Below are 22,441 nucleotides of genomic sequence, written 5' to 3' on the forward strand. Positions count from 1 at the left end.
TTCCGGCTCGGGAAGTAACCTAAAGCTGCATTCAATGCATATAAAATATTTCTTTATAGTTGCTGTACTGGCATTTTGCCTGTTATCCTGTAAAAAAGATAACAACGCAGCTAATCCTGACGTTACTATAGTGGGCAAATGGTATCTTAAAAAATACCAGACCCGCAGTTACAAGAATGATAAGCTGATGAAGGATACCAGCCGTGCCAACTACACCGATACCGATTTTGAAGTTTTTAATACCGATGGTTCCGGATATACATCAAATTTTACCACTGGAGGTGAAACTGCACTAATAAAATATAATTATACCTTAAACGGAAAGGTATTGACTATAAGCCAAAATACACCTGCTTTTTATGCAGGTACTTACACGGTAATACAGCTAACAGAAAATACCCTCGAGGTTACTTATGAAAGTGCTATCATTTTTAATGGTGATCATTATCACGGCATCGATAATATCCTTTTCAAAAAGTAGCCGTTGTTTATTGGGTTTGAATATTTATCGACGGCATATTAAACGTGATGCTGAATGGTGCTTGCCCGTTGCGGGTTTCATACTCGCTGTAGGTGGCGGTATTGATCACTATAGTTTGCCACCTGATGGGGTTTTTGTTTATCAGCATTTGTACTTTAGGCGAGTATTTTATGGATTGTAGCCCCCTGATATCATTTACAGACAGGTCTTCGGCCATAACTTTCATTTTTTGCCCTGCGCTTTTGCTGATCACTTCTTCAATACCTTCCTGAGTTTGCCAGTTTTGTACAAAGTTTTTTATGATAACAGCATTTTGTACATCAAGACTGATTTCCTGATTAAATACAAATCGATAATAATTCCAGGCGCCGCTAAGGCCAATCCATCTCAGGTATATCGAATTATCGTCAACCGCATCATCAATCCTTACTGTTTGTGGTTGGGTTAATGGATGCGAGCTATTTTCATCATCATACTTAATCTGAATGTTGAAATAATATGCTTCGGATGGGAAATTTGCATTAACCACAAACCTGTGCAGACCGATTGGCCCGCTTAAAGGAAATTTAAAAGATGATTGATTGCCGATGCTAAATTTGCTGCCATCTTCATTCAGGATCCACGAATTATCTTCGTTTTGCAAATAATCGGGTTGCGAACCACCAGGTAACTCGTTCCGGTTAATATCAAGCAAAGTTAGCAGGCAATAAGGCTGAAGATTTATCATTTCATCGGTATAGATAAATCCAATATCAAATGGATATCCGGCAGAATATGCAGGTTCTTTAAAATCTGTGATCCATTGCGCGGGCAAGTTGGTATTGGGTACATAAGCAGCAAGGTTACCACCATATTTATCCCCAAGCTGTTTGGCTGCATAAATTGCGTAATAGGGGTATTGGATTTGACTGAAACTGCTTGTAAATCCTTCGCTTGATCCGTCATCATAATGCCAGGCATATTCAACCGTAAATTCTGCACAAAGGGTTGTATCACAATAGTCAACCTGGTTGTAATTATTATTATCAGCCGGACGCAATAAGCTTTGCAAAAAGTTTGAAAGATCTGCTTTCACCAATCCGGTATTGTCAGGACGGTTTATTGATTTAATGGAGGCCGGAATATTAGTCAGTGGGTTGGTATAAGTGATGCGGGTATGCAATTCATAATATGGATACATACTGTTTATATTTATAAAACCAGTTGTGTCACTACTTACAAAAGGCGTATCGACCACTATATTACTAATGCCTGTAACTTTTTCAACAATATAAACGCCCTTGTAGGCTGTTGTATTCAGATAAACTTTATCACCTTCTTTCACTTTAACCAAACCTGTGTTTACATCTCTAAAATCAACATTAACACTGATGCTGGCATGCCCCTTTTCGCTATCGGCTGTTATACTTTTAATTGTGAAATCTTTTCTTTGATAGGTGAAAATGATTGGATTAAAAGCTGCATTCCAGCGCGAAACATATCCGTTGGGAAGCGTTACTGACGGATCGCCGGTTAAAAGATAGGTGTTGGTTGCAATACTGATCTCTGCTGTATCTGTACAGCCCAAAGGGTTACTGTCTTTTACAATTATGTGTTTTAGTCCTCCGCTTATGTTTATGAAAACAGGGGAGCTTTGCCAGGTTATGCCCATATCAATACTGTATAATATGGATGCAAAACTTGAGCTTGCATTAACAGTAATTTGAGCATCAGAAGCCCCCGGTGCTGATTCGATCTTATTAAGATCTATGTAGTTTATTTTCAGGTCGCAAATGGATGGATTAGTAGAAGGATTGTTTCCTGCTTTCACCGATACTAAAGCGAATGATATATAATCACTCCTGATCATATCTCCCTGTGGGCTGTATTCATAATCTCTGATGATACCCGAATAAAGAAGTAATGATTGCCCTGCTACAGTAACCGTGAAATTAGCCGATCCTCCGTTTTCTGTGCGCTGGTAAGTAACTTCACAGTTATTGCCATTAATAGGTTGTTTGGTGTCGGCATCGATAATGTTAATGAATACATCTCCCTGGTCAATCTGTCCTCCGTTCTGATCGGGGTAACTTGTTGAGGTAATGATTTCATTAATTGTGGCTATTATATTCATTGTTTATGGGTTGATTTAAATGCGGGGGATTTTAGAAAATGTCGAAATACATGGTTGTTAAAGTTATAGTTAAGCCTACGCCGGTAGTGTTAACATCAAATTTGTTATAAACTGGTACACATTTGGCTTTTTGCCCTGCTTTTACCCTAAAGTACCGTCCCTCGCCTTCGCGGTATTTAGAGGCTTTTACCACAAACTGATTGGCCATTTGCAATGCCTGCGATATGTAAGTTTCATTTTCGGCTGTATACTGTCCAAAATCTGTCTTGAACAAAAATTCCATGTAAATGGTAAAAGCATTATCAACAGAACCATTAACCTGTGGGCTTACTTCGATGGGTTGAAATGGATAAAGAAACACGCAGGGAAAAGTGATATCGTCTGCAAGGGTATTCAATTCGGCCTGGGTTCCGTAGGCAAATGCCGGGTTGCCGTTAAGTGTTTGTACAACAGCTTCTATTTGGTTTCGCATAATAATTAAAGTCCCCTATCCCTGGTTTGGGGCGATTAGATATTGGAGATTGCCTTGCAGGGATAAGGCGCTTAAATTGAAGTTTGAGATAGCTCGCTATATCGCTTTTGATATTCGGCTTCGGTTTTGTTAAGCAGCAGCTTGGTTAGAACCCGTTCATATGGCATATTCATGATCAGGTGCCATTTGGTGATATCGCCGCCCGCCAGGGAGTTTACAGTATTGATATACTTGAATTTTTCGAACGCCTGGATGCCCGCTCTTTTTTCAAGCGCAGTAGGAGCCGATGCCAAAAGTTTGTTTTCGCTATCGATAAGCTGGGATAACAGGTAAAAAAATGCTTTGAGATGGGCAGTGCCTCCGTTACCCGTAGTTTTTTTACTTCGTTAATAAAGCTTTCCACTTCGTATTCGTTGTATTTATTGCCTGTAGCCCGGCAATAAAAGTATTGCGCCAATACCTGGCAACAGGCGTTTAATGAAGGATTAAAATGCTCCTGCCAATCATCTTCGCCATGTGTTTTTATATGGGTATTGATTTCTTCGGCTATGATGTCACGAGCAGCCATAAATGCGCCGGCCGGTTCAACCGAAAGGTTTTGCATTACTTGTACTCGTGTTTTACGAAATGATCCACCATCTGGCGCAGGTAAGGCGAATGTTACTTCTTTAGGGATCTTGTTGCTGTTGTAAAGGTATTTGATCTGGTATGACAAAGAAAGTACGGCATCGCCAAACTGATGCAAGTCATCATGGTTTTTGATATTCTGAAGTTCATTAACCGGTATGCCCGAAAGTATACTTATAGCTTCAATATCTGTTATATCGGGTTTTCCCTGTAATTCGATCAGTGTTCCCAGTGTTAGCTCATTTAGCTGGGTTGGCATCTGTATGCACAGTTTACCATCAGTGGTTTTTATTATTCGTTCTATCATAGCTGTAAAGCCTGTTTAAGGTTTATGATTTTGTTTTCGCAATGGTTAGATGAGACCGTACAGCGTACCTGTTTGCTGTTTGTTTTGACGGTGCGGCAGGCGTGATTGAAGATTTCCTGCCTTGTTTATTTTCAGTTTATTAAGTGCAATGTATCTTAACGGATCTATTAAGTGGTTCCATGAATCAACAGGCTCATTAATGGTTTTACCAGTTGCATCTGTACGCCACTTGTAACGGTTTAGTTCATTACGCAGGTTTACACTGCTGCCGGTTACATTTATTTTGTAGCGTTTAAGAATATCAATGGAGTTTTTAATACTATCAGCACCCTTTTTTGATGCAATAATACGCCATCCCATGCGTTTTAATTCTTCTATTGATTTAGGTTCGGCGCTGTCAGCAATGATCTCGTTGTTGACATTTACTCCAACCTCTTTTAATTTTGATGATATGTCCGTATTGGTCAAACCTGTTTCGTAAAAAAGCTCGTTAACCCACAGTTCGCCGTTTTGCTGATATAGTTCAATGCATCCGGTTTCGTCATTAGTAAAGCCAAAATCCAATCCCAGGGCTATTAATCGTGCTTCGGCAGGAATAGATTCGCATATGTACCAGTTATCAAATATAAGTCCGGTTATTTTGCCGGTTAAGCCACGGGCATATACTTTCCAAAGTTCTACGTCAACAGCTTTCAGTGCTTCTATTTTGCCGTGTACTTCGGGTGTTAAAAAAGGGTTATGCCTATGGTCGGATACAATGAGTTGTACACCCGGTTTACCAATTAAGTGCTCATGTACCCAAAAGCCGGTGTTTGGATTGTAGTCGATAAAAATGCGTTTTTTGGTGCGCAGTGCCAATTCTGTATATACATCCCATGGCAGGCCATTGGCTTCATTTATAAACAGATAATCGCGCTTACCTGATTTTGCGTCCTGGCTGTTGTCGTAACTCTTAAATTCAATTATACTTCCGTTTAAGAACTCGAAAATACGGTCGCTTTTATTATAGTTTTTAATTTTTGCCTGCAATACCTGCGAAGAGCTATATATATTTAAGGCATCGCGCATGGCACCCGCTTTAAGGTTAGGAATATCCTGCCCTACAATGGTGATCACCTGCTTGGGGTTTTCGCCTGCAATGCAAAACAGCGCCTGTTCAATAGCAAATGTTTTACCACTGCTGGTACCACCCTGGTTAACTACAATATGTGCGGTTGATAGATAATTTTGTTTGAAGATAACAGAACAGTGAAAACCCTCAGGTTCCTTAAACGTAATATCGGTTATGATTTCTTCATCGGTCATTGGTGTTAATTGTTTTAATCGGGTAAATAAGGTATCTATCAGGTATTGGTGTTATAGTTTTACATCTTTTTCATTGCCTGCAGGGGGAGGGCCCGAGTTAACAATTTCTACTTTTAATGTATTTCCGGTTTCCGGGGTGGCTTGCAGTGGTTCGTGTTTTTCGTTCCATCCCATATTTTTTAACGCGAACATTGCCCCGGTTGTGTTTTGATGCAAATGGACTTCATAACCAGCTTCTACGCGTAAAACTCCCTGTTTAACTGCCTGGGAAAACCGGCCCTGCTGTACATAGTTATAAAATTCCTGCCGGCTATTAAAGCCGAGTGCAAGGGCTAAGCCAGATATGGTTGCCGGTTCGGGTTCACGGTCCCAAACTTTATGTTCAATAGTTTCTGCATTGTCTTTACTGCTTTTTATGGGTTTTTGCTCAAGGTGGTATTCACCTTTTATGTTGGTGAAATATTTATCAATAAGGCACTCAACCTGAGCTGCATTATTACAAGAAAATATATTTGGCTTCATTATGTTTAAAATGCCGAATGGCATAATTGAATATTCAAATGTCGGAAATATTTTTCACAATTACTAATTTTATTGGTAAATTTTTGATTTAAAATTGATATGAGCAGGATATATAAGTAAAATGAATTGGATGAAAATATTTTCTTTTTAAATAGAAAAATGTTTACATTTGTATATGAGTAAAGCAATCAAAAACCGTAATACAGCTACCGAAGCCAGGCAAGGGCAGGCCACATCTCGCCCTTATGTATTTACCGATGCGCCTATGCAGGTTTTTAATGATCTGCTGGTACCTTATGAAACTTATTTTAAATCGCCTTTAGCCAAGCTCGGGGCTATAAAACAAGGGTTGCATTCCCATTCCATTACTGATTTATTAAAAGTAACCGGTGCTACTCAAAGCGATATTGCCAGGTGGTTGCATATCACCGAGCCTACTTTGCGTAAACATTTGCAAAGCGCACACGAGCTAAACCAGGGGCTTAGTGAACACATTATTCAACTTTTTGAGCTTTTTGATAAGGGTCTTGATACCTTTGGTTCCCTCGATGAATTTAAAGGCTGGTTAAAGCATTTTAACCCGGGTATTGATGCAATCCCTTATGATTTGCTTGATACAATAACAGGTATAAGCATTGTGATAAGCCAGCTTATCCGTATTGATTACGGCGTACTTGCATAAAAACAATTGTTTAAGATCACTGAAATAGTTTAATAATCTATCTACCTATCTTTTGAACGTTTACCGGATAAGCCAAACCAAATATGCCCGCGACCGTAAGGGTTCGGGTATTGATGGACGCTGGAACTCATTGGGGCAATACATGATTTATACAGGCGGTTCACTTGCGTTATCATGTCTCGAAAAACTGGCACATTCACCCGGCACAGCTTTGTACGCGGGTGACTTTTCTGTTATTATATTTCAAATACCAGATAACCTGCCCGTTTTTGAAATCACTGTAAATAAGCTTCAAAAGCTTAATACTAACTGGCATAAAGTTATCAACTACCCAGTTACCCAATTGCTTGGTGATACCTGGCTTCGTAAAATGGAAACAGCTGTTTTGAAAGTACCTTCAGCAATTATCGACCTGGAGTACAATTATCTGCTTAACCCATCCCATCCTGATTATGACAAAATAACCATCAGCAGCGTGAGCAAATTTACTTTTGATCCGAGACTTAAGGCGCAATAAAATCTTACACAAACAAATAACTTAAATAATTATTTTATAATTGCACGGATAACCTTTACGCATCCTGCATCGAGTAATTATAATGGGTATTAATAAAACAGGCATTTTAATTTTTGCAGGCTTGCTCATAAGCATTGGGGTGTGTGCCCAGGATAAAAAATACATCCCGATAGGGCATACCAAATATAAAGACACCGTACTTGTTACCCATCCAGATACTACTTTCGAAAAAGATATTTTTGATGTTATCGGATCTGTTTTTGGTGAAAGTAAGAAACCCGGTAAAGTTGATTCTGTAACCTCAAAACCGGTAATTTCAATTATTCCGGCTATAGGTTATACTTTGCAAACAGGCCTTGCCGGTACCATATCAGGCAATGTCATATTCAGAATGGCACCCGATACGCGGATTTCTACCATAACGGTAAATCCTGCATACACTCAAAATAAGCAGGTAATTATCCCCATACAATCAAACATCTGGTCAAAAAACAATAAGTACGATTTTATCGGTGATTTCAGGTTTTATAAATACCCGCAAAGCAGTTTTGGTTTAGGCAGTAACTCTGACAGGGATAATGAAAATCCGTTGGTTTATAGCTTTTTTCGTTTTCACGAAACCGTTTTGCGCAATATAGCCGGTAATTTTTATGCCGGTTTAGGGTATATTTTTGATGACCGATGGAACATGTACGAGAAAGGACAGCTGAATGGAAAAGTATCTGATTATGAAAGATACGGGCCTGTTAGTCGCGCTATATCAACCGGGATAACCTTTAGCGGGTTGTATGACAGCCGCGGTAATCCGATCAACGCATCGCGCGGATTTTACAGCTCGTTGCAATACAGAGATAACTATACATTTTTAGGCAGCACAACTGCCTGGCGGTCATTAATTATTGATGTACGTAAATATTTCAGATTTCCCGAAAATTCAGACAATGTATTGGCTTTTTGGTCATATGACTGGCTGGTGATTAACGGCCGGCCGGCATACCTTGACCTGCCCGCTACAGGGCATGACCCAAGCTTTACTACCGGACGCGGATATATACAGGGCAGGTTTAGGGGGGCACAAATGGTTTACCTTGAAAGCGAATACCGTTTTAAATTAACACGTAACGGATTGCTTGGCGGTGTAGCCTTTTTAAATGGCGAATCATTTTCGGCAGCACCGGGTACGGCTTTGCAAACTATGCAGCCTGGTTTTGGTGCAGGTTTAAGAGTGAAATTGAATAAGGTATCTAAAACCAATATAGCTATTGATTACGGTTTTGGCCGCGAAGGATCAAGGGGCTTGTTTATTAATGTGGGCGAGGTGTTTTGATAAGTGTATATTGGTTTGATTGACAGTGCATTGTCAGGTGCTTGGATTTTGATTTTTGTATTTTTGCCGTTATAAATCCTTGAAAAACAGCTACTGCCTGGTGGCTTTTTTATATTTTTATTAAAAGTGTATTATCGCGTAATAAAACGGCAACTTTAGCATGAATATTGACGTATATCATACAAAGGTTAAAAAAGGTTAAAAATTTAATTTGTTTAGCCGTATTTAATGAGATTTGTAATTATTTATTGCTATGTTTATTCGCCAATGAGCCTATGATGCGTACCAGTTTTACTAAATGGTTTGTTTTACTAAGTTTATCCATTTCGGTGGCTTTAACTTCCTGCCAAAAAGACGAGGAAGTGAAAGATATTAACGCAGTTAAAACATCTGCCAGTAAAGACAGCGTATCATCAGTAAACATTATCAACACCCCGGGGAATTTCCTTGCCGGAAAGGGGACCCTGAAAATCACTATTGAAGATTCAACATACACCTTTGACGCCAGCCAGGATTCGATAGCATTTATAAATGTGCATAATGGCGACAATAAATATTTTGGTATCACAGCTATTAATAAAGCACACAACATGAGTTTTGGTATAAGCTCATTAGGATTGGCTTCGGTGAAAACCAGTAGTGATGTGGCCGGAAGCCAATTTTTATTTAAGGTTGATGAAAAAAAACCTTTACTTCAATATACGCTTACTCAATACGCCGGACAACAGGATTTTGGTAAGATTGACATGGATCAATACAACCACGACAATATGATTGCTAAAGGTACTTTCTTTACCTTTTTAGCTAAAGATGATAAGTCCGACTCTCCCTTTTACCGTGTTGAAGGTAGTTTTGAATTGCAGCTCAAATAAATCTCTGCTTATTGTTAACCTGGTTTTGAAAAGCCTGCATTCGGTAATGATAAGGTAAAAAAGCCATTACCTAATGACGATTAGTGAGCAAACAGGCGGCAATGCGGCTCTTTTTTAGTACCTTTGTGCAAATTTAAAAACATTGATGAAAGTATTTATTGCAGGTCTTCCTTTAGAAGTAGATGAGGCCGAATTAACAGCTGTTTTTGGTGATTTTGGGCCGGTTAAGTCGCTCAGGATCATTAAAGATCGCGAAACAAAAGAGAGTAAGGGTTTTGGTTTTGTGGAGATGGTTAACGAGGATGAAGCGAAAGAAGCGATACGTTGCATGAATGGAGCAAGTTATTATGGCCGCAGGATCACGGTTAACGTAGCCGAAGATAAAGGTCCTGGCTTTAACGGTGGTGGCCAAAAAGGTGGCTTCAGGCGTAATTAATACCAAATAAAACATTATTCTTCTTTTTCAAAATATTAGCCGGTTATGCCGGCTTTTTTATTTTAGCCACATTGCAGAATTATGTAGTTAGCTGATCAAGAGTTGTTGGAAAAAGCTTATTTTAGTATGTCTGTGGTGGGTAGTTGATAAGCTGCTGAAATAAAAGAAATTACTATAACCTTACATGCAATTTAATGGCCATCAATATTTACTCTTGTTATCCTCCGTGCGCTGGACAGCTAAATTTGCCGGTAATTTAAATTAATAATAGTGTACGCCTTTTTTAAACCGGCAATAATAGCACTTGTGCTTTGGCTCATAGCTTTTTCGGCTTTTAGCCAGGTGCCGGATATTAGCTATACTACCCCAAACGTTTATGTCATTGGTACCCAGATACCAGCGCTAAGTCCCTCTAACGCAGGAGGGGCTGTGCCTGCTACCATTTATGGGGATACTAAGGTTATAGCTGGTACAGGACAGTTTGGTAATATTAATGGTGATGCAGCTACGGCGCAATTTAAATTGCCGTTTGGTATAAGTATCGACGCAAGCGGAAATATATATATAGCTGAAAGTGGCGGAGGGATCCGTATGATAAGTGCCGCAGGGCAGGTTTCATCTATCGGAACAGACGCGTTACCGGGCCCCCCTTTTAACGTGCCCAAGCTTAACAACCCACGGGGTGTGGTTAAAGATAAAAGCGGCAATTTATTTGTAGCAAACTACAGCAATCATAATATATTAAAAATAACGCCTTCGGGCATCGTAACTGTTTTTGCTGGTATCAACCAAAATGGCACGGCAGATGGCCCGGGTAACGTGGCGAATATTATTAATCCTAACGGTATTGCTATTGATAAGGATGATAATTTGTATGTGTCGGATGGTAATAATGCTATACGCAAAATCTCTCCATCGGGCTATGTATACACACTTGCGGGGCAGCCTTCGGAAGGAACTGCAGACGGACTTGGAAATGCTGCGAAGTTTAAAAGACCGGCAGGGCTTGCCGTTGATAATAATGGGAATATCTACGTTGCAGACCAGGGAGGGCTTGTGATCCGTAAAATAACCCCTAACGGACTGGTTACAACAATAGCGGGCAGTGGTATCTTCGGAACGGGCGATGGGAATGGAGCTGCTGCTAATTTTCAATATCCCGTTGGAATAACGGTCGATCTCTCGGGTAATTTATATGTAACCGATGGCGGGATAGGTACTGTGCGGCGAATATCGCCGGATGGTGAAGTTAAAACTATAGCAGGGGGCGGCCCTGTTGGTGTTGAAAGCGGAGTTGGCACAGTGGTTCACTTTGGCAGCCCGAGTGGGATAGCAATTGGCCCCGATGGTAATTTATATGTGGCCGAATATGATAGAAATTCTATAAAAAAGGTTACAGCCACCGGATATACCATAGACAAAGCTTTGCCTGCCGGCCTTAGTTTTGATCCAAGAACCGGAACAATAAGCGGCACACCTACCGTGTTGTGGCCGGCTACTAATTATACCGTCACTGCGTACAATGCAAGCGGTAGCAGTAAGTTTGTATTGAGTATAGAGGTTGACGATGTGCCGAAACCTGTTATTAGCAACGGCGATGTTAGCGGTGCTATTACGGCCTGTGAGGGTTCAGCATCTGTAAATTATCAGATGTTTACGGTTTCGGGCATTAATCTTACAAATGATGGAGTTGTTATAGCGCCTGCCAATTTTGAAGTGTCGTTAACACCGGTTGGAGGCTATAGCAGCACGGTTACCATATCCCTTGCCGATTTGGAACTACCGCCTGACGGAGATGGGATCTCGGTTTATGTTCGTTCGGTAGCAACAGCGCCCGCCGGTAACCTGGCAGGCGATGTATTATTGAAATCAACAGGGGCAGCTGATGTTTATGTGCCTGTAAGCGGCGTAGTGAACCCGATTATGACACTGGAAGTTAGCGTTAATCAGCAAATTTTAGCCTGCCCCGGCGGGCAGGTGATACTTGTTGCCTTGACGCCTAATCCGGCTAATAACCTAAATTATCAGTGGTATGTAAACGGAAATCCGCAGGGCTCCAACAGTGTAAATTTTATAAGTTCTGAAATTAGCAGTACCGACTTGGTAACGGTAAAACTAACCAACACCGTTGATTGTACAAGCTCTCCATCCGTTACTTCTGCCCCGGTATCACCTATGTATATTCCATTAACAACTCCGGAAGTAACGGTAGAACAGCCAGATTTGGCTTGTTCGGGTCAGCCAGTAATATTTGTGGCAAACACACATGATACAGAGGGTGCCAATTCAGTTTACAACTGGCAGATCAACAATATTGATCAGAATAGTCACAATAAAACATTTCCGGCACCAAGCACCATCACTGCTGCCGATAAAGTGACAGTTACAATGATCAATCCGAGCGACTGCGGCCCTCTGAGCGCAACTTCTGCCCCGGTATCGCCCATTTATAATTCACAAGTACTCCCAATAGTAACAGTAGAGCAACCGGATTTGGCTTGTTCTGGACAGCCTGTAATATTTATGGCAAATACACATGGCACCGAGGATGTTAATTCTGTTTACAACTGGCAGATCAACAATATCGATCAGGATGGTCACAGTAAAACATTTCCGGCACCGGCCACCATCACTGCTGCCGATAAAGTGACAGTTACAATGATCAATTCAAGTAACTGTGGCCCTCTGAGCGCAACTTCCGTTCCGGTATCGCCTGTGTATAACTCACAAGTGCCTCCAATAGTAACGGTAGAGCAGCCCGATTTAGCCTGCCCGGGCCAGGCAGTAATATTTGTGGCGAACACGCACGGTACTGAGGCGGTTAATTCCGTTTACAACTGGCAGATTAACAATGTCGATCAGATTAATCATAATAAGACATTTCCGGCACCGGCCACTATCACTGCTGCTGATAATATAACAGTTACGCTGATCAATTCAAGTAACTGCGGTACTTTGAGTGCGACTTCCGCACCGGTATCGCCGGCATATAACACCCAGCTGCCTCTAACAGTGACTATTTCTGCCCCACCGGTTTATCCTGTTTGTGAAGGGAACGACCAAACTTTTACAGCAGTGTCACCTAACTCAGGTAATAACCCCAATTATCAGTGGCAATTGAATCATGTTAATGTTGGCGAAAACAAGGATAAGTTTACAAGTAATACGCTGAAAAACGGTGATCTGTTAACATGTACAATAAGCAGTACTGCGCAGTGTACTATACCAGGTACCAGCAACGAGTTTGTTATTCAAACCAAAGTGCTGCCCACTGTAGTGTTTAACGGAGATGTTACTATCAAGAAAGGTGAAGGTATTATCTTATCGCCGGTTCTGTCAAATGATGTTACAGATTATAGCTGGTCGCCTTCAGTTGGATTAAGTAATTCCAGTGTTTCATCGCCAATTGCGTCGCCAACAGAAACTACTACTTACACGTTAACGGTAACAGCAGGAGGGTGCCCGGCATCGGCCACTATTAAAGTTAACGTGCTTGAGCAAATGGTTATTCCTAATGCTTTTAGTCCTAATGGCGACGGTGTTAATGATACCTGGATTATAGCTGGGCTTGCTGCATATCCTAACTGTACAGTGAATGTGTTTAACAGGTATGGTGCCGGGATATTTCGCTCTGTGGGCTATGCTAAGAACTGGAACGGATCTTTTAATGGCTATGTGCTGCCTTCGGGTACTTATTATTATGTAGTTGATCTTAAAAACGGTAGCAAGCCGTTATCAGGATATGTTGTTCTTTTAAAATAATAATTTAATAAGCAGGTGGTCAAAATAATGCGACGCTGGCTTATTTATTTTTTGGTGAAGGATTAAGAAGCCTGGGCAAGCGAAATTTTTTCTGGATCAAGGTTGTTGAGTAAGGTATCCAGTCTTAGGTTAAATTCTTTAAGTTGTATATCTCCTTTTTCAAAAGCTTTGGTCAGTTGCGCCAGCTCTTGTTCAAGGCGTTGAAGGGCAATGGTGTTTGTGCCATTACCATGTTTTTGATGGTCTTCGATAACTTCTATTTTATACTCTGCGGCTTTGAGTAAATAAGCCTGTTGTATATCAAAATTAATATGGCTATTATCATTCACTTTTGCCTTTTGTTGTTTGTTAAACTCTACTAACACAATAGCAGCAACTATAGCGGCAATCACCAGCATCATTATAGGATCCATCTTCGTCTAAATTTTGTTACAGGTTTATGATCTTGGGCTTGGAGCCCGGTGGTTTGTTGAACTAAATATACCTGAATAAAAAATAAACTAAAAGGCAATTGTGGATAAAATGCACAGTTGTGAATAAGTATTGAGAAAAGGTTGTAGGTTTTGTGTAAAGGTGTGAAATTTTAAATGTAATAGCTGTGCCAGGGGGTATGTGGTTAGTTGTCCTTAACTTTTATTGAGCCGCTTTTCATAGCACAAAAATGTAAGGCCTGGTCTTATATCTAAACTGATTTTGCCTGCCAAAATATAGCCCAATTTCGGGAAAAGCTTTTGTGTGGCCATGTTAGCAATATTGGTATCAATTCTTAATATATCAATTTTACGTTTGATAGCTTCCTGTTCGGCTTGTATTAAAAGTGCTGCCGCTACGCCGCGGCCCTGGTAGTTAATGTTTACAGCGAGGCGATGCGTAACAATAGCGGTTTCGGTGATATCAAGCCCGGCCTGCGCGTATTCAACATCCTGATCGGTGGTTATGGCGGCTACGCCGGCAATAGCGCTTTCAATTTCAGCTACCCAAAGTTGTTTAGCATTAATATCTTTTATAAATGTCGGTTTATTGGGATAGTCGTTATCCCATTGAAAATTGCCTGCCGCTTTCATGGCAGGTATCACCTCGGTAACAAGAATTAAGATTTGCGGTATATCATTGAGGGTGGCCAGCCTTATTGTCATTTGATCTGTTAAAAGCAATTTAGCTAAAGTATAGAAATTTTATCGCCCGATGTTTTGCTTTTTGTGAAAATTAGTTCACCTCACCGCGCGTTGCTTTTTTGAGCCAATTTTCGACGTTGATTTTATTTGCAGATTTACTGTTCTGAATAACAGGGCCAGGAGGGTATAAAATACGAGGTTTTGTATCCAGGTACCAACGCTCAACTCTTCAATAATTAACTTTAACATCTCACTTTGCATAATCTAAAAATTATCCGGCTTAATAGCTTTTAAACTTATTGCTGCGCCTTTTAATGGCTTAGCAATAGCGTCGGGATAATAAACCATAGGCCGGTAAATTGAGCCTGTAGTATATTAACCACCAAGTTGTAAGAATGTTGCCGGGTATTAGATGTTTTGCGCTTTAACATTAAAAAATAGCGCTGCAATTGGTTCCTTTCTTAATAAAATACAGCGCTATTGAGGTTAATGATTGTGTTTCTTATGGATATCCTTGACAAGACAAAGTTTTTTAATGTCGGCTACCTTTATAATGAATGGGGCATATTTAAGCCGGTTGCCAATCATTTCGGTTGTATTATCTGAATGTGCAATTACCTCGTCGGGGCTATCCCCGGCAAGCAGGCGTTTATACATGCGGTAGTCACCCCATTCGATATAATAGACTTCGCCGGGCAGGATTTTTTTATCATGGATTATTTTTAATGCAACCCAGCAGCCGTTTTCGAGATATGGATACATGCTGTGCCCCCAAACCGGGAGTGCAAAATCACAATCTTCAATTCCGGGGAAATTCATATGCCCAACCGGCTGCGAATCATTAATGTCATTATACACTTCCACACCCGAAGCCGTTGCCGAAATTTCATACATTGGGATGCCCTCGCTGCGTTTGGATACAGGCTTTTGTTCAGAAAAAACTTGTTTTTTTTCGCCTGTTATGTATTCTTTGTATTTTTCTTTAAAAAATCTGAGTTTTTCTGGATCTATATTCTGTCTGCTCTTTATTATCTCAGTAATAGAGCTCGGAGAGTTAAAGCCTAAGGCCTCAGCTAATTGAGCGTTTCCGTTAAAGGCTTTTCCTTTAAGCTGATTGTAAAGTATTATAAACTCTAATGTTTCAGGGCGTACAATCTTTATTTTGTTTTGTTTTACTTCGCCTTCCATGATAAAATAAATTAAAGATTTTTCTTGAATTTAATAAAGATTATTCTGTATATTTGTTTCGTTAATAATTACTAATGTATGTTAAATTATTTGCAAATCAAAATACTCATTCTGTTTTATAAAGAGTATTCTTTTGTTTAATTATAACATTCTGTAATTTAAAATCAAGAAATAATACCCGGTAAATAATCAATATAATACCAATGTATATAGCATTTTCGGCACTCCGGCAATTGACGGTGGATAACAACAAGCAGAACAACCCGGATAGTTTAATTGAACACGAGCCTTTGCAGCGCCTTGAAGGTTACCGGGCTGCTTGCGAAAAGTATAGAGATGAAATAGCGGCTATTCAAAAATACATACCTGGCTGGATGCCTGCTTTTAACAGATAAACCGGGTTTATGTATTGTAACATATAATCAATTAAAACAATAAACAACCAATACTATAATTATCATGATAAAAATTTCTCAAAAACTTAAAAGCCAGCTTTGGTGGCTCATTATATCAGTTGATTATGATTACAGCCGGATCGCTATTGCCGAGCACGATCTTACAGATGAGGTATTTACTTTGTGGCTTGAAGATAAGCAGGATTTTAAAAACTCAATTGATGAATGTTTGCAGGTTGATATACGAATACGCGATGTGGCCCGTGTTATTAAAACTGAAAACCTGAACAGTTACGAGGGTACTAAGCTGCACCCAACTAAAAACTTTGCTTATAAAGCCCGGATTGAAATCAATACGCCTTTGCTATGGTATAAGGATGATGCTTCCTTAGTTGAGCAGCAATGGACCCGGGAAACTTTGTTAAAAACGTTGCTTACACAGCTTGTGGAAGCTGGTGCCTTAAACGACTATGAATATTAGATATCGTTTGGTTTATGCCATTTGGCATTATATACATTGTTTTACTACGCTTTTAAACGGCCTTTAATTACTTTATTCATTGCCTAAATTTGGTTAATAGCCTGTTGTAAAAGTTGGTTAAACTCTGTTGGCTTTTCAATCATTGGAAAATGTCCCGTAGCATGTATTTGTAGCAGCTGATAGGGGATACCCGCTTTGATAAATCCTATTGTATCATTAGGAGTATAATCGCTGTTAATAAGATGGAGCTTAATCTTGCTGGCTTTGAGCTTGGCTGTGGTGTTGAAGCTATTGTCTTCCATACTTGCTATGGCAATGGAGCTGTCGGCATTTAGTACGTCGTTAAGTATGCGTTTTCTGATAGCCGTATCGGTTGTTTTATAAAACAGGTCCTGGTTAAAATAAGCGGTGGCCATCGCTTTAAAATGTTTTTTTAACATAGCTATAGCTGCTGCATAATCGGCTTTTGATTTTGCGGTTTCAGGCTTGCCGTCAAAACCTTTAAAATTATCAATGCCGATAAGGCCTATTACCTGTTGCGGAGCGTTAAGTTTGGCTTGCACAATGATTTCACCTGCCATGGAGTGCCCTATAAGTATTACATTTTTTAAATTTAAGGCATTTATAACAGTTGTTACGTCGCCGGCAAAATCATTAACTGTCCATGAATTTCGATTTTTACCTGATTGGCCATAGCCAGGCAAATCCATGGTGACAACCCGGTATTTATTGCCAAAGTGTTTAACCTGTTCGCTAAAATAGGTTTTGTTAATGCACCAGCCATGTACAAAAAGCAATGCAGTATCACCTTTGCCTGTGTCTGTGTAGGAAATGTTAACACCGTGATTGCTGATTTTTGCAACGGGTTTAGCAATTGCTTTTTTGCTTTGTGGGTGCTGCACGCAGGCATACCATAAACAAATTGCTGCTGCCAGTGAAAATAACGCTGGTAACTTTTTCATAACCGGATAATTATACGCATAGGTTTTGCTATATAAATATCGGTTTATGAGTGGGTTGTGTCAAAATGTTTAACTTATTTTAACAAAGTAAAGCTGGTGGGCCGAGTGATGGCAAAAAATACTTTATTTTCTTTTAACCAACTGTTGTTCTTTTTCGTTTTGTTCAACAAGCTCCAGCTCTTCTGTAACAGCTTCTGCTTGCGGGCTTGCATAATTTAGTTTCCGGAAGCGCCACAGGGCAAACGCAGGTTCCTGGAAACGGTTAATCAGCTTAAAAAATTTGGGGAAATTATGTACTTCTTCCAACAGCAGGCCGGTTACTATTCCATTGTTATCAAGTATCTCGCGTATGGTGTATTCTTTATCTTTGGTGATCCATATCTCAAAATCCTGCCGTATTTCAGCCATCTTTTCAGGATCTATTTTGTCATTTATGCAAATTACCTTATCGCCCGGTTTCATGATAATCAAAATTTTATATGTCCCTTTTGTTAAGGGATTGTAAACGTAAAGGTCGGGTTTTTAAGCGTATTTTAAAATTTGTATATAGTGTAATTTTCAACCTGAAAAATATTCAAAAAAGTTTTAATTATTATGCAACCTTATTTTATTGGCTGCGTATTAAAATGCATAATGAACCTTTAATATCAAGGCTGGTATGGATTATTTTTATTTGTTTTTGATAGCAGGCGCGGGGGTGATATTTGTTATTTTACAATTTGATAAGCAACAGCGGCGCAGGGTTAATTCGTTGCTAAAAAACGCGAATGATGTACAGCCGTTACTTATGCAACGCTGTATGGATCAGAAACTAAGTAAGCTTAGTGCTGAACTTAATATCTATGAAAATCATGCGCGTACTGACGATGGCGTGAAACAGAAATTAGAGGCAAGCCTGAAACAGATAACGGTTGAATATAACACAGGGAAGATCACCTTGCCTGTTTATAATAATAAACTTGGCGAGTTGTTGCACTTGTTGGCAAATAAATAATTATTGTTTTTACCTAAGCTTATTTTATTGTCATATATAGTTTTTGTTGGTTAGTTTTACTTTAAGGTCATTTGCTGTTGGGGCATTTGACCTTTTTTGTTTGGACGCTTGTTTAATAAGCAATTATATATTGCATGGATAAACAAAATGATTATTATTGCAGTCACTTATGTCTGACGAAGCGATTATAAAACGGTTAAAGGTTGTTGTGAAAGAACACGGCGGCCAGTTGGGACTTGCCGGGGCTATTGGCGTTGACCAGGGTTTTATTAGTAAGGTAATTAATAAGAAGCAGGATATTAGCTATTATCTTATCCGGAAGCTTTGCTTTCAACTCAAATACTCGCCAGAATGGCTTATTCTTGGTACGGGCGAAAAAATGATCAATAAGCCCGAATCTGCTAAACTCATAACTGAAATACAGATGATGCGTACCGAGGTTGATATTTTACAGGCGCGTATGCGTGCCTACGAAATGGAATTGAAGGAACTGCGCGAACAATTGCATATAGAGGATAAGAAGGCTGGATAGCCGAACTAAATCCCGTTAAAGATAAAAGCCCCTTTCGGGGCTTGATTATATTTATAGATCAGTTAATAGTTATTTATTATACGTGTATTGTAAATAAAAAGTTATTGTTATTTACAATATTTAATTATCTGGTCCGACGCTTCTTTTGAACCCATGCTTAAAGCCTTGTTCATATCAGCGCAGCCTCCTGTTTTATCATCCAGTACTATTTTTGCAAGCCCCCTTTGTAAGTAAGCCCTGCTGTTCTTCGCATCGATGCCTATAGCGGCATTGCAATCCAAAATAGCTCCGTTGGGGTCCTTTAAATTTATTTTAGCAGCGGCCCTGTCAATATATACGTCCGGGTTATTAGGAGCTATTTTAAACACCGCTGCAAAATCATCTTTTACGCCCTGCGCATCACCGAGGTAACTTTTGGCGATCCCGCTATGTGAGTAAGCTTTTATATTTGCATCGTTCATATAAGTGGCATTATGATAATCATCGGCAGCGCCTGCGTAGTCCATCATTGCCATTTTAGTATCTCCCCTGATTAAAAAGGTTTCATCGTTTGAGTAAATAGATACCGCGCGATCAAGATCTGTAAGGGCACCCTTGTAGTTTTTTAATTTAGCCTTTACAAAACCTCTTGCCTGCCATACAAGTGCGGTTGAATCTGACAATGAATCAATTTTAAGTGCATTGCTGAAATCGGTTATGGCACCGTTGTTATCTTCAGCATCTGCTCTGGCCAAGCCACGCTTTAACAGCAAGGTGATGTTTTTAGGAGCTTTAAGTGCACCTGTATTATAATCGGCCATAGCGCCTTTGGCATCGCCGGCGGCGGCTTTCGCTTCACCGCGGTATAGGTAAAAGTCGGCCACAGCAGGGTTTAGCGCAATTGCCCTGGTAAATAGTTGGACACCATTATTTGTGTATTTATAAAAGCTATTTATTTTCCCCAATCGTAAATAAGCATTTTGCTGTTGAGGAGCAATGCTGATCAGTTTTTCGAGATCTTTTACAGCAGCAGCGTAATCGCCCAGTTTGTTTTTTTCAATGGCCCGGTTTAAAAAGGCATAGGTATAAACAGGGTTTATTGCAATAGCTTTGGTATAGTCGTTAATAGCAGCCAACGGAACTCCCAGGTCGCGATAAGCATCACCTCGCGATAGGTAAGCTTCATCGCTTTTGCTGTTCAGGCTAATTGCTTTTGTTAAATCTGCAATAACGCCTACGGTGTCCCTCAAGGCCATTTTAGCTTTGCTCAGGCTTACATAAGCACTTATGCTGTTAGGATTTATTTTAATTGCCGAATCGGCATCAAATTTAGCCCCCTCATAATCACCTAATGCCAGTTTTGAAAATGAACGGCTTTGGTATGCGTCTCCGTTTTTAGGGTCAAGTGAAATGGCTTTGTTAAAATCGTCCAAAGCGCCATGATTATCTTTTTTGTCGCTTTTAATAATTCCGCGGTACATGTACAGGTTTGCATTTCGGGGTGATTGCGCAATGCCTTTGTTAAAATACTCCAGAGCGCCGTTGGTATCGCCCAGGCTGCTTTGTGCATTTGCCATGTAAAGCAAAAGATTTTTGAGGTTGGGATTTATAGCGGCGGCCTTTTTATAGTCATCAACCGCACCTTTAAGATCGTTTAATTTTGCCTTTGTATTTGCCCGGTAAAAATAGGCCTCGGCGTTGTTAGGGTTAAGTGAAAGAGTTTTGGTATAGTCGGCTATTGCGCCATTATAATCATTTATGGTTGCCTTACTACCGGCCATATACTGATAAACATCGGCACTGTTGGGACTTAGTTTAATGGCTGTATTGTAATCAGCAATGGCTCCGTTAAAATCGTTATTGTTGTTTTTGGCAAGGCCGCGGTATTTATACAGGTCAGCATTGTTGGGTGTAAATTGCAAAGCGGTTGTAAAATCAGCTGTAGCACCTGCATAATCACCCATATTGCTTTTGGCGTTGCCCCTGTAGTGGAACATATCTGCTGTTTTGGGGCCAAGTGTTATTGCCTTATCAAAATCAGTGATAGCAGTTTGATAGTCTTGTATAGCGGCCTCGGCATTGGCTTTATACAGATAGGCATTGGCTAAGCCCGGTTTTAGCGTAACGGCCTGTGCGTAATCATTAATAGCAGCTTTATATTCTTTGAGATTGCCATAAGCGTTTGCCCTGTAGTAGAAAGCATCGGCATTATTGGCATTCAATTCTATGGCTTGTGTAAAATCTTGTATAGCGCCTTTATAATCCCTTGCGCTGGCTTTTGAGTTTCCCTGCTGAATGTATGTATTTGCTGTTTGGGCAAGTGAGTATAAGGGTAAAAAAAGCAGAAACAGAATTTTTTTCATGAAGGTGTCAGCGGTTTTATCAAATATCAATAAAAAAAATATTATTGGCTATGACAAAACTTGTACCGTAGTAAAATACGCTGTAAACTGATAAGAATGAACGGGAAAATTGTAAGAAAAGATAAGATTGGGGTTTTTATGCCCCAATTTTAAGCAGGTTAATAAAAACCTGGTAATTATTTTCTTTTTGATTAATCAGTTAGGAAAAAGAAGTTTCGTTGGTTTGATCCTGATTACGTTTTTTTCCATATGCTATGGCCGCAGTGCAAAGTGCAATGCAAACCAATAAAGCGATCTCTATGAAAATATGAACTGTAGGAATGGTACCAGGATAATTAGATAACAAAATGCCTGCATCCGGCACAAGTAAACCAACCAGCGGAAAGCAGAAAAACATTCTTAATATTGTTAATTTTTCCATGATTGTTAAGATTTAGTATGATTTTGCTAAGGTAATGAATATTTCTTTATAAATTAAATAAATTTTACTATTTGTTAATTAAAATTTTCAAAAATTCAATTGAAGACATATTTGGTGTCTCGGTGTTAAAACATCTAAACATTTTGATAATTAATAATTAAGCACAACCTTAACATTTGAAACCGGTTATTGTTTTTATTGGTTCGCTTTTGTTGGTTTGTTAGTGATAATATTTGCCTTTATGCAATCTGGCTACTTGCCATTTTAATTATATTCGGGAAATTTAAACCTTAATGGAACCACTGACATTTAAGCTAAATCAAGAAAGCTATCCTGCTGTACACAAGAAATTTATAATCCAAATCATATTTCTTATGATCATAGTATGGGGAGCAGTTTCGTTCTCTATATTGAAAGACGACTATAAAAATGGCGGGAGTACGGCTGTTTGGTTTATGTTGGGATTGGCTTTGTTCTATGTATATCTTGTTTTCAGAATAGCCAAAAAAAGGAAAAAGCTATATGAAAGCTTTGTGTTAGTTATCGATGATATCAGCATAACACGTAAGTAGGAAGGCTTTAAAGATG

The 22,441-nt window shown here is 39.6% G+C and carries 25 protein-coding genes; 12 read left to right on the top strand and 13 right to left on the bottom strand.

The window, feature by feature from the left end; genetic code table 11:
* Positions 1–34 precede the first annotated feature (34 nt).
* Positions 35–481, top strand: a complete 447-nt coding sequence (locus MTO98_RS09955) for a hypothetical protein (RefSeq protein WP_243486504.1) — start codon at positions 35–37, stop codon at positions 479–481.
* A 7-nt stretch (positions 482–488) separates the two neighbouring features.
* Here the strand turns inward: MTO98_RS09955 and MTO98_RS09960 are convergent, their stop codons facing one another.
* From MTO98_RS09960 to MTO98_RS09980, 5 genes are all read right to left on the bottom strand, one after another.
* Complete coding sequence (locus MTO98_RS09960; protein ID WP_243486505.1) at positions 489–2,594, bottom strand: hypothetical protein; 2,106 nt, start codon at positions 2,592–2,594, stop codon at positions 489–491.
* 31 nt (positions 2,595–2,625) lie between these two features.
* Positions 2,626–3,066: a hypothetical protein gene (locus MTO98_RS09965; protein ID WP_243486506.1), complete on the bottom strand. Its 441-nt coding sequence runs from the start codon at positions 3,064–3,066 to the stop codon at positions 2,626–2,628.
* Between the two features lie 214 nt (positions 3,067–3,280).
* Entirely contained in the window at positions 3,281–4,000 is a 720-nt protein-coding gene (locus tag MTO98_RS09970) for a hypothetical protein (protein WP_243486507.1), read from the bottom strand.
* 45 nt (positions 4,001–4,045) lie between these two features.
* Entirely contained in the window at positions 4,046–5,305 is a 1,260-nt protein-coding gene (locus MTO98_RS09975; protein ID WP_243486508.1) for a PBSX family phage terminase large subunit, read from the bottom strand.
* A 51-nt stretch (positions 5,306–5,356) separates the two neighbouring features.
* Positions 5,357–5,827, bottom strand: coding sequence for a DNA-packaging protein (locus MTO98_RS09980; protein ID WP_243486509.1), 471 nt, complete (start codon positions 5,825–5,827; stop codon positions 5,357–5,359).
* A 175-nt stretch (positions 5,828–6,002) separates the two neighbouring features.
* Between MTO98_RS09980 and MTO98_RS09985 the strand changes: the two genes are divergently transcribed.
* From MTO98_RS09985 to MTO98_RS10010, 6 genes are all read left to right on the top strand, one after another.
* Positions 6,003–6,509, top strand: coding sequence for an antitoxin Xre/MbcA/ParS toxin-binding domain-containing protein (locus tag MTO98_RS09985; protein WP_243486510.1), 507 nt, complete (start codon positions 6,003–6,005; stop codon positions 6,507–6,509).
* Positions 6,510–6,561: 52 nt separating this feature from the next.
* Entirely contained in the window at positions 6,562–7,026 is a 465-nt protein-coding gene (locus MTO98_RS09990; protein WP_243486511.1) for an RES family NAD+ phosphorylase, read from the top strand.
* Positions 7,027–7,108: 82 nt separating this feature from the next.
* On the top strand, positions 7,109–8,353 hold the full coding sequence (locus MTO98_RS09995; RefSeq protein ID WP_243486512.1) for a hypothetical protein: 1,245 nt from the start codon (positions 7,109–7,111) through the stop codon (positions 8,351–8,353).
* Positions 8,354–8,628: 275 nt separating this feature from the next.
* Positions 8,629–9,225 carry a hypothetical protein gene (locus MTO98_RS10000; RefSeq protein ID WP_243486513.1) on the top strand — a complete coding sequence of 199 codons (597 nt, stop codon included), beginning with the start codon at positions 8,629–8,631 and terminating at the stop codon, positions 9,223–9,225.
* 145 nt (positions 9,226–9,370) lie between these two features.
* Positions 9,371–9,661 carry an RNA-binding protein gene (locus MTO98_RS10005; protein WP_090523751.1) on the top strand — a complete coding sequence of 97 codons (291 nt, stop codon included), beginning with the start codon at positions 9,371–9,373 and terminating at the stop codon, positions 9,659–9,661.
* 270 nt (positions 9,662–9,931) lie between these two features.
* Complete coding sequence (locus tag MTO98_RS10010) at positions 9,932–13,423, top strand: gliding motility-associated C-terminal domain-containing protein (RefSeq protein WP_243486514.1); 3,492 nt, start codon at positions 9,932–9,934, stop codon at positions 13,421–13,423.
* Between the two features lie 62 nt (positions 13,424–13,485).
* Here MTO98_RS10010 and MTO98_RS10015 read toward each other — a convergent pair whose 3' ends face one another.
* The 4 genes from MTO98_RS10015 to MTO98_RS10030 all read right to left on the bottom strand — a co-directional run bounded on the left by MTO98_RS10015 (position 13,486) and on the right by MTO98_RS10030 (position 15,726).
* Entirely contained in the window at positions 13,486–13,836 is a 351-nt protein-coding gene (locus tag MTO98_RS10015) for a hypothetical protein (protein WP_243486515.1), read from the bottom strand.
* Between the two features lie 213 nt (positions 13,837–14,049).
* Positions 14,050–14,559 (bottom strand): GNAT family N-acetyltransferase, encoded by a 510-nt coding sequence (locus MTO98_RS10020; RefSeq protein WP_243486516.1) that lies wholly within the window; start codon positions 14,557–14,559, stop codon positions 14,050–14,052.
* A gap of 75 nt (positions 14,560–14,634) precedes the next feature.
* Positions 14,635–14,787 carry a hypothetical protein gene (locus MTO98_RS10025; protein WP_243486517.1) on the bottom strand — a complete coding sequence of 51 codons (153 nt, stop codon included), beginning with the start codon at positions 14,785–14,787 and terminating at the stop codon, positions 14,635–14,637.
* Positions 14,788–15,024: 237 nt separating this feature from the next.
* Positions 15,025–15,726, bottom strand: coding sequence for a S24 family peptidase (locus tag MTO98_RS10030; protein WP_243486518.1), 702 nt, complete (start codon positions 15,724–15,726; stop codon positions 15,025–15,027).
* Positions 15,727–15,929: 203 nt separating this feature from the next.
* Between MTO98_RS10030 and MTO98_RS10035 the strand changes: the two genes are divergently transcribed.
* Positions 15,930–16,121, top strand: a complete 192-nt coding sequence (locus MTO98_RS10035; protein WP_243486519.1) for a hypothetical protein — start codon at positions 15,930–15,932, stop codon at positions 16,119–16,121.
* 64 nt (positions 16,122–16,185) lie between these two features.
* Complete coding sequence (locus MTO98_RS10040; protein WP_243486520.1) at positions 16,186–16,602, top strand: hypothetical protein; 417 nt, start codon at positions 16,186–16,188, stop codon at positions 16,600–16,602.
* Positions 16,603–16,685: 83 nt separating this feature from the next.
* On the opposite strand, the gene MTO98_RS10045 is transcribed toward MTO98_RS10040, so the two are convergent.
* Together MTO98_RS10045 and MTO98_RS10050 are read right to left on the bottom strand one after the other, a co-directional pair.
* Positions 16,686–17,564 (bottom strand): alpha/beta fold hydrolase, encoded by an 879-nt coding sequence (locus MTO98_RS10045; protein WP_243486521.1) that lies wholly within the window; start codon positions 17,562–17,564, stop codon positions 16,686–16,688.
* A gap of 123 nt (positions 17,565–17,687) precedes the next feature.
* Positions 17,688–18,026, bottom strand: coding sequence for a hypothetical protein (locus MTO98_RS10050; RefSeq protein ID WP_243486522.1), 339 nt, complete (start codon positions 18,024–18,026; stop codon positions 17,688–17,690).
* Positions 18,027–18,222: 196 nt separating this feature from the next.
* On the opposite strand from MTO98_RS10050, the gene MTO98_RS10055 reads away from it, so the two are divergent.
* Positions 18,223–18,558: a hypothetical protein gene (locus MTO98_RS10055; protein WP_243486523.1), complete on the top strand. Its 336-nt coding sequence runs from the start codon at positions 18,223–18,225 to the stop codon at positions 18,556–18,558.
* A gap of 169 nt (positions 18,559–18,727) precedes the next feature.
* Positions 18,728–19,090: a helix-turn-helix domain-containing protein gene (locus tag MTO98_RS10060; RefSeq protein ID WP_243486524.1), complete on the top strand. Its 363-nt coding sequence runs from the start codon at positions 18,728–18,730 to the stop codon at positions 19,088–19,090.
* A gap of 107 nt (positions 19,091–19,197) precedes the next feature.
* Here MTO98_RS10060 and MTO98_RS10065 read toward each other — a convergent pair whose 3' ends face one another.
* Positions 19,198–21,432: a tetratricopeptide repeat protein gene (locus MTO98_RS10065; RefSeq protein WP_243486525.1), complete on the bottom strand. Its 2,235-nt coding sequence runs from the start codon at positions 21,430–21,432 to the stop codon at positions 19,198–19,200.
* A gap of 199 nt (positions 21,433–21,631) precedes the next feature.
* Positions 21,632–21,853, bottom strand: coding sequence for a hypothetical protein (locus MTO98_RS10070; RefSeq protein ID WP_243486526.1), 222 nt, complete (start codon positions 21,851–21,853; stop codon positions 21,632–21,634).
* Positions 21,854–22,227: 374 nt separating this feature from the next.
* Here MTO98_RS10070 and MTO98_RS10075 point away from each other — a divergent pair, with 374 nt between their 5' ends.
* On the top strand, positions 22,228–22,425 hold the full coding sequence (locus MTO98_RS10075; RefSeq protein WP_243486527.1) for a hypothetical protein: 198 nt from the start codon (positions 22,228–22,230) through the stop codon (positions 22,423–22,425).
* Positions 22,426–22,441 lie beyond the last annotated feature (16 nt).

Source organism: Mucilaginibacter sp. SMC90 (assembly GCF_022811725.1).
GTDB lineage: Bacteria > Bacteroidota > Bacteroidia > Sphingobacteriales > Sphingobacteriaceae > Mucilaginibacter.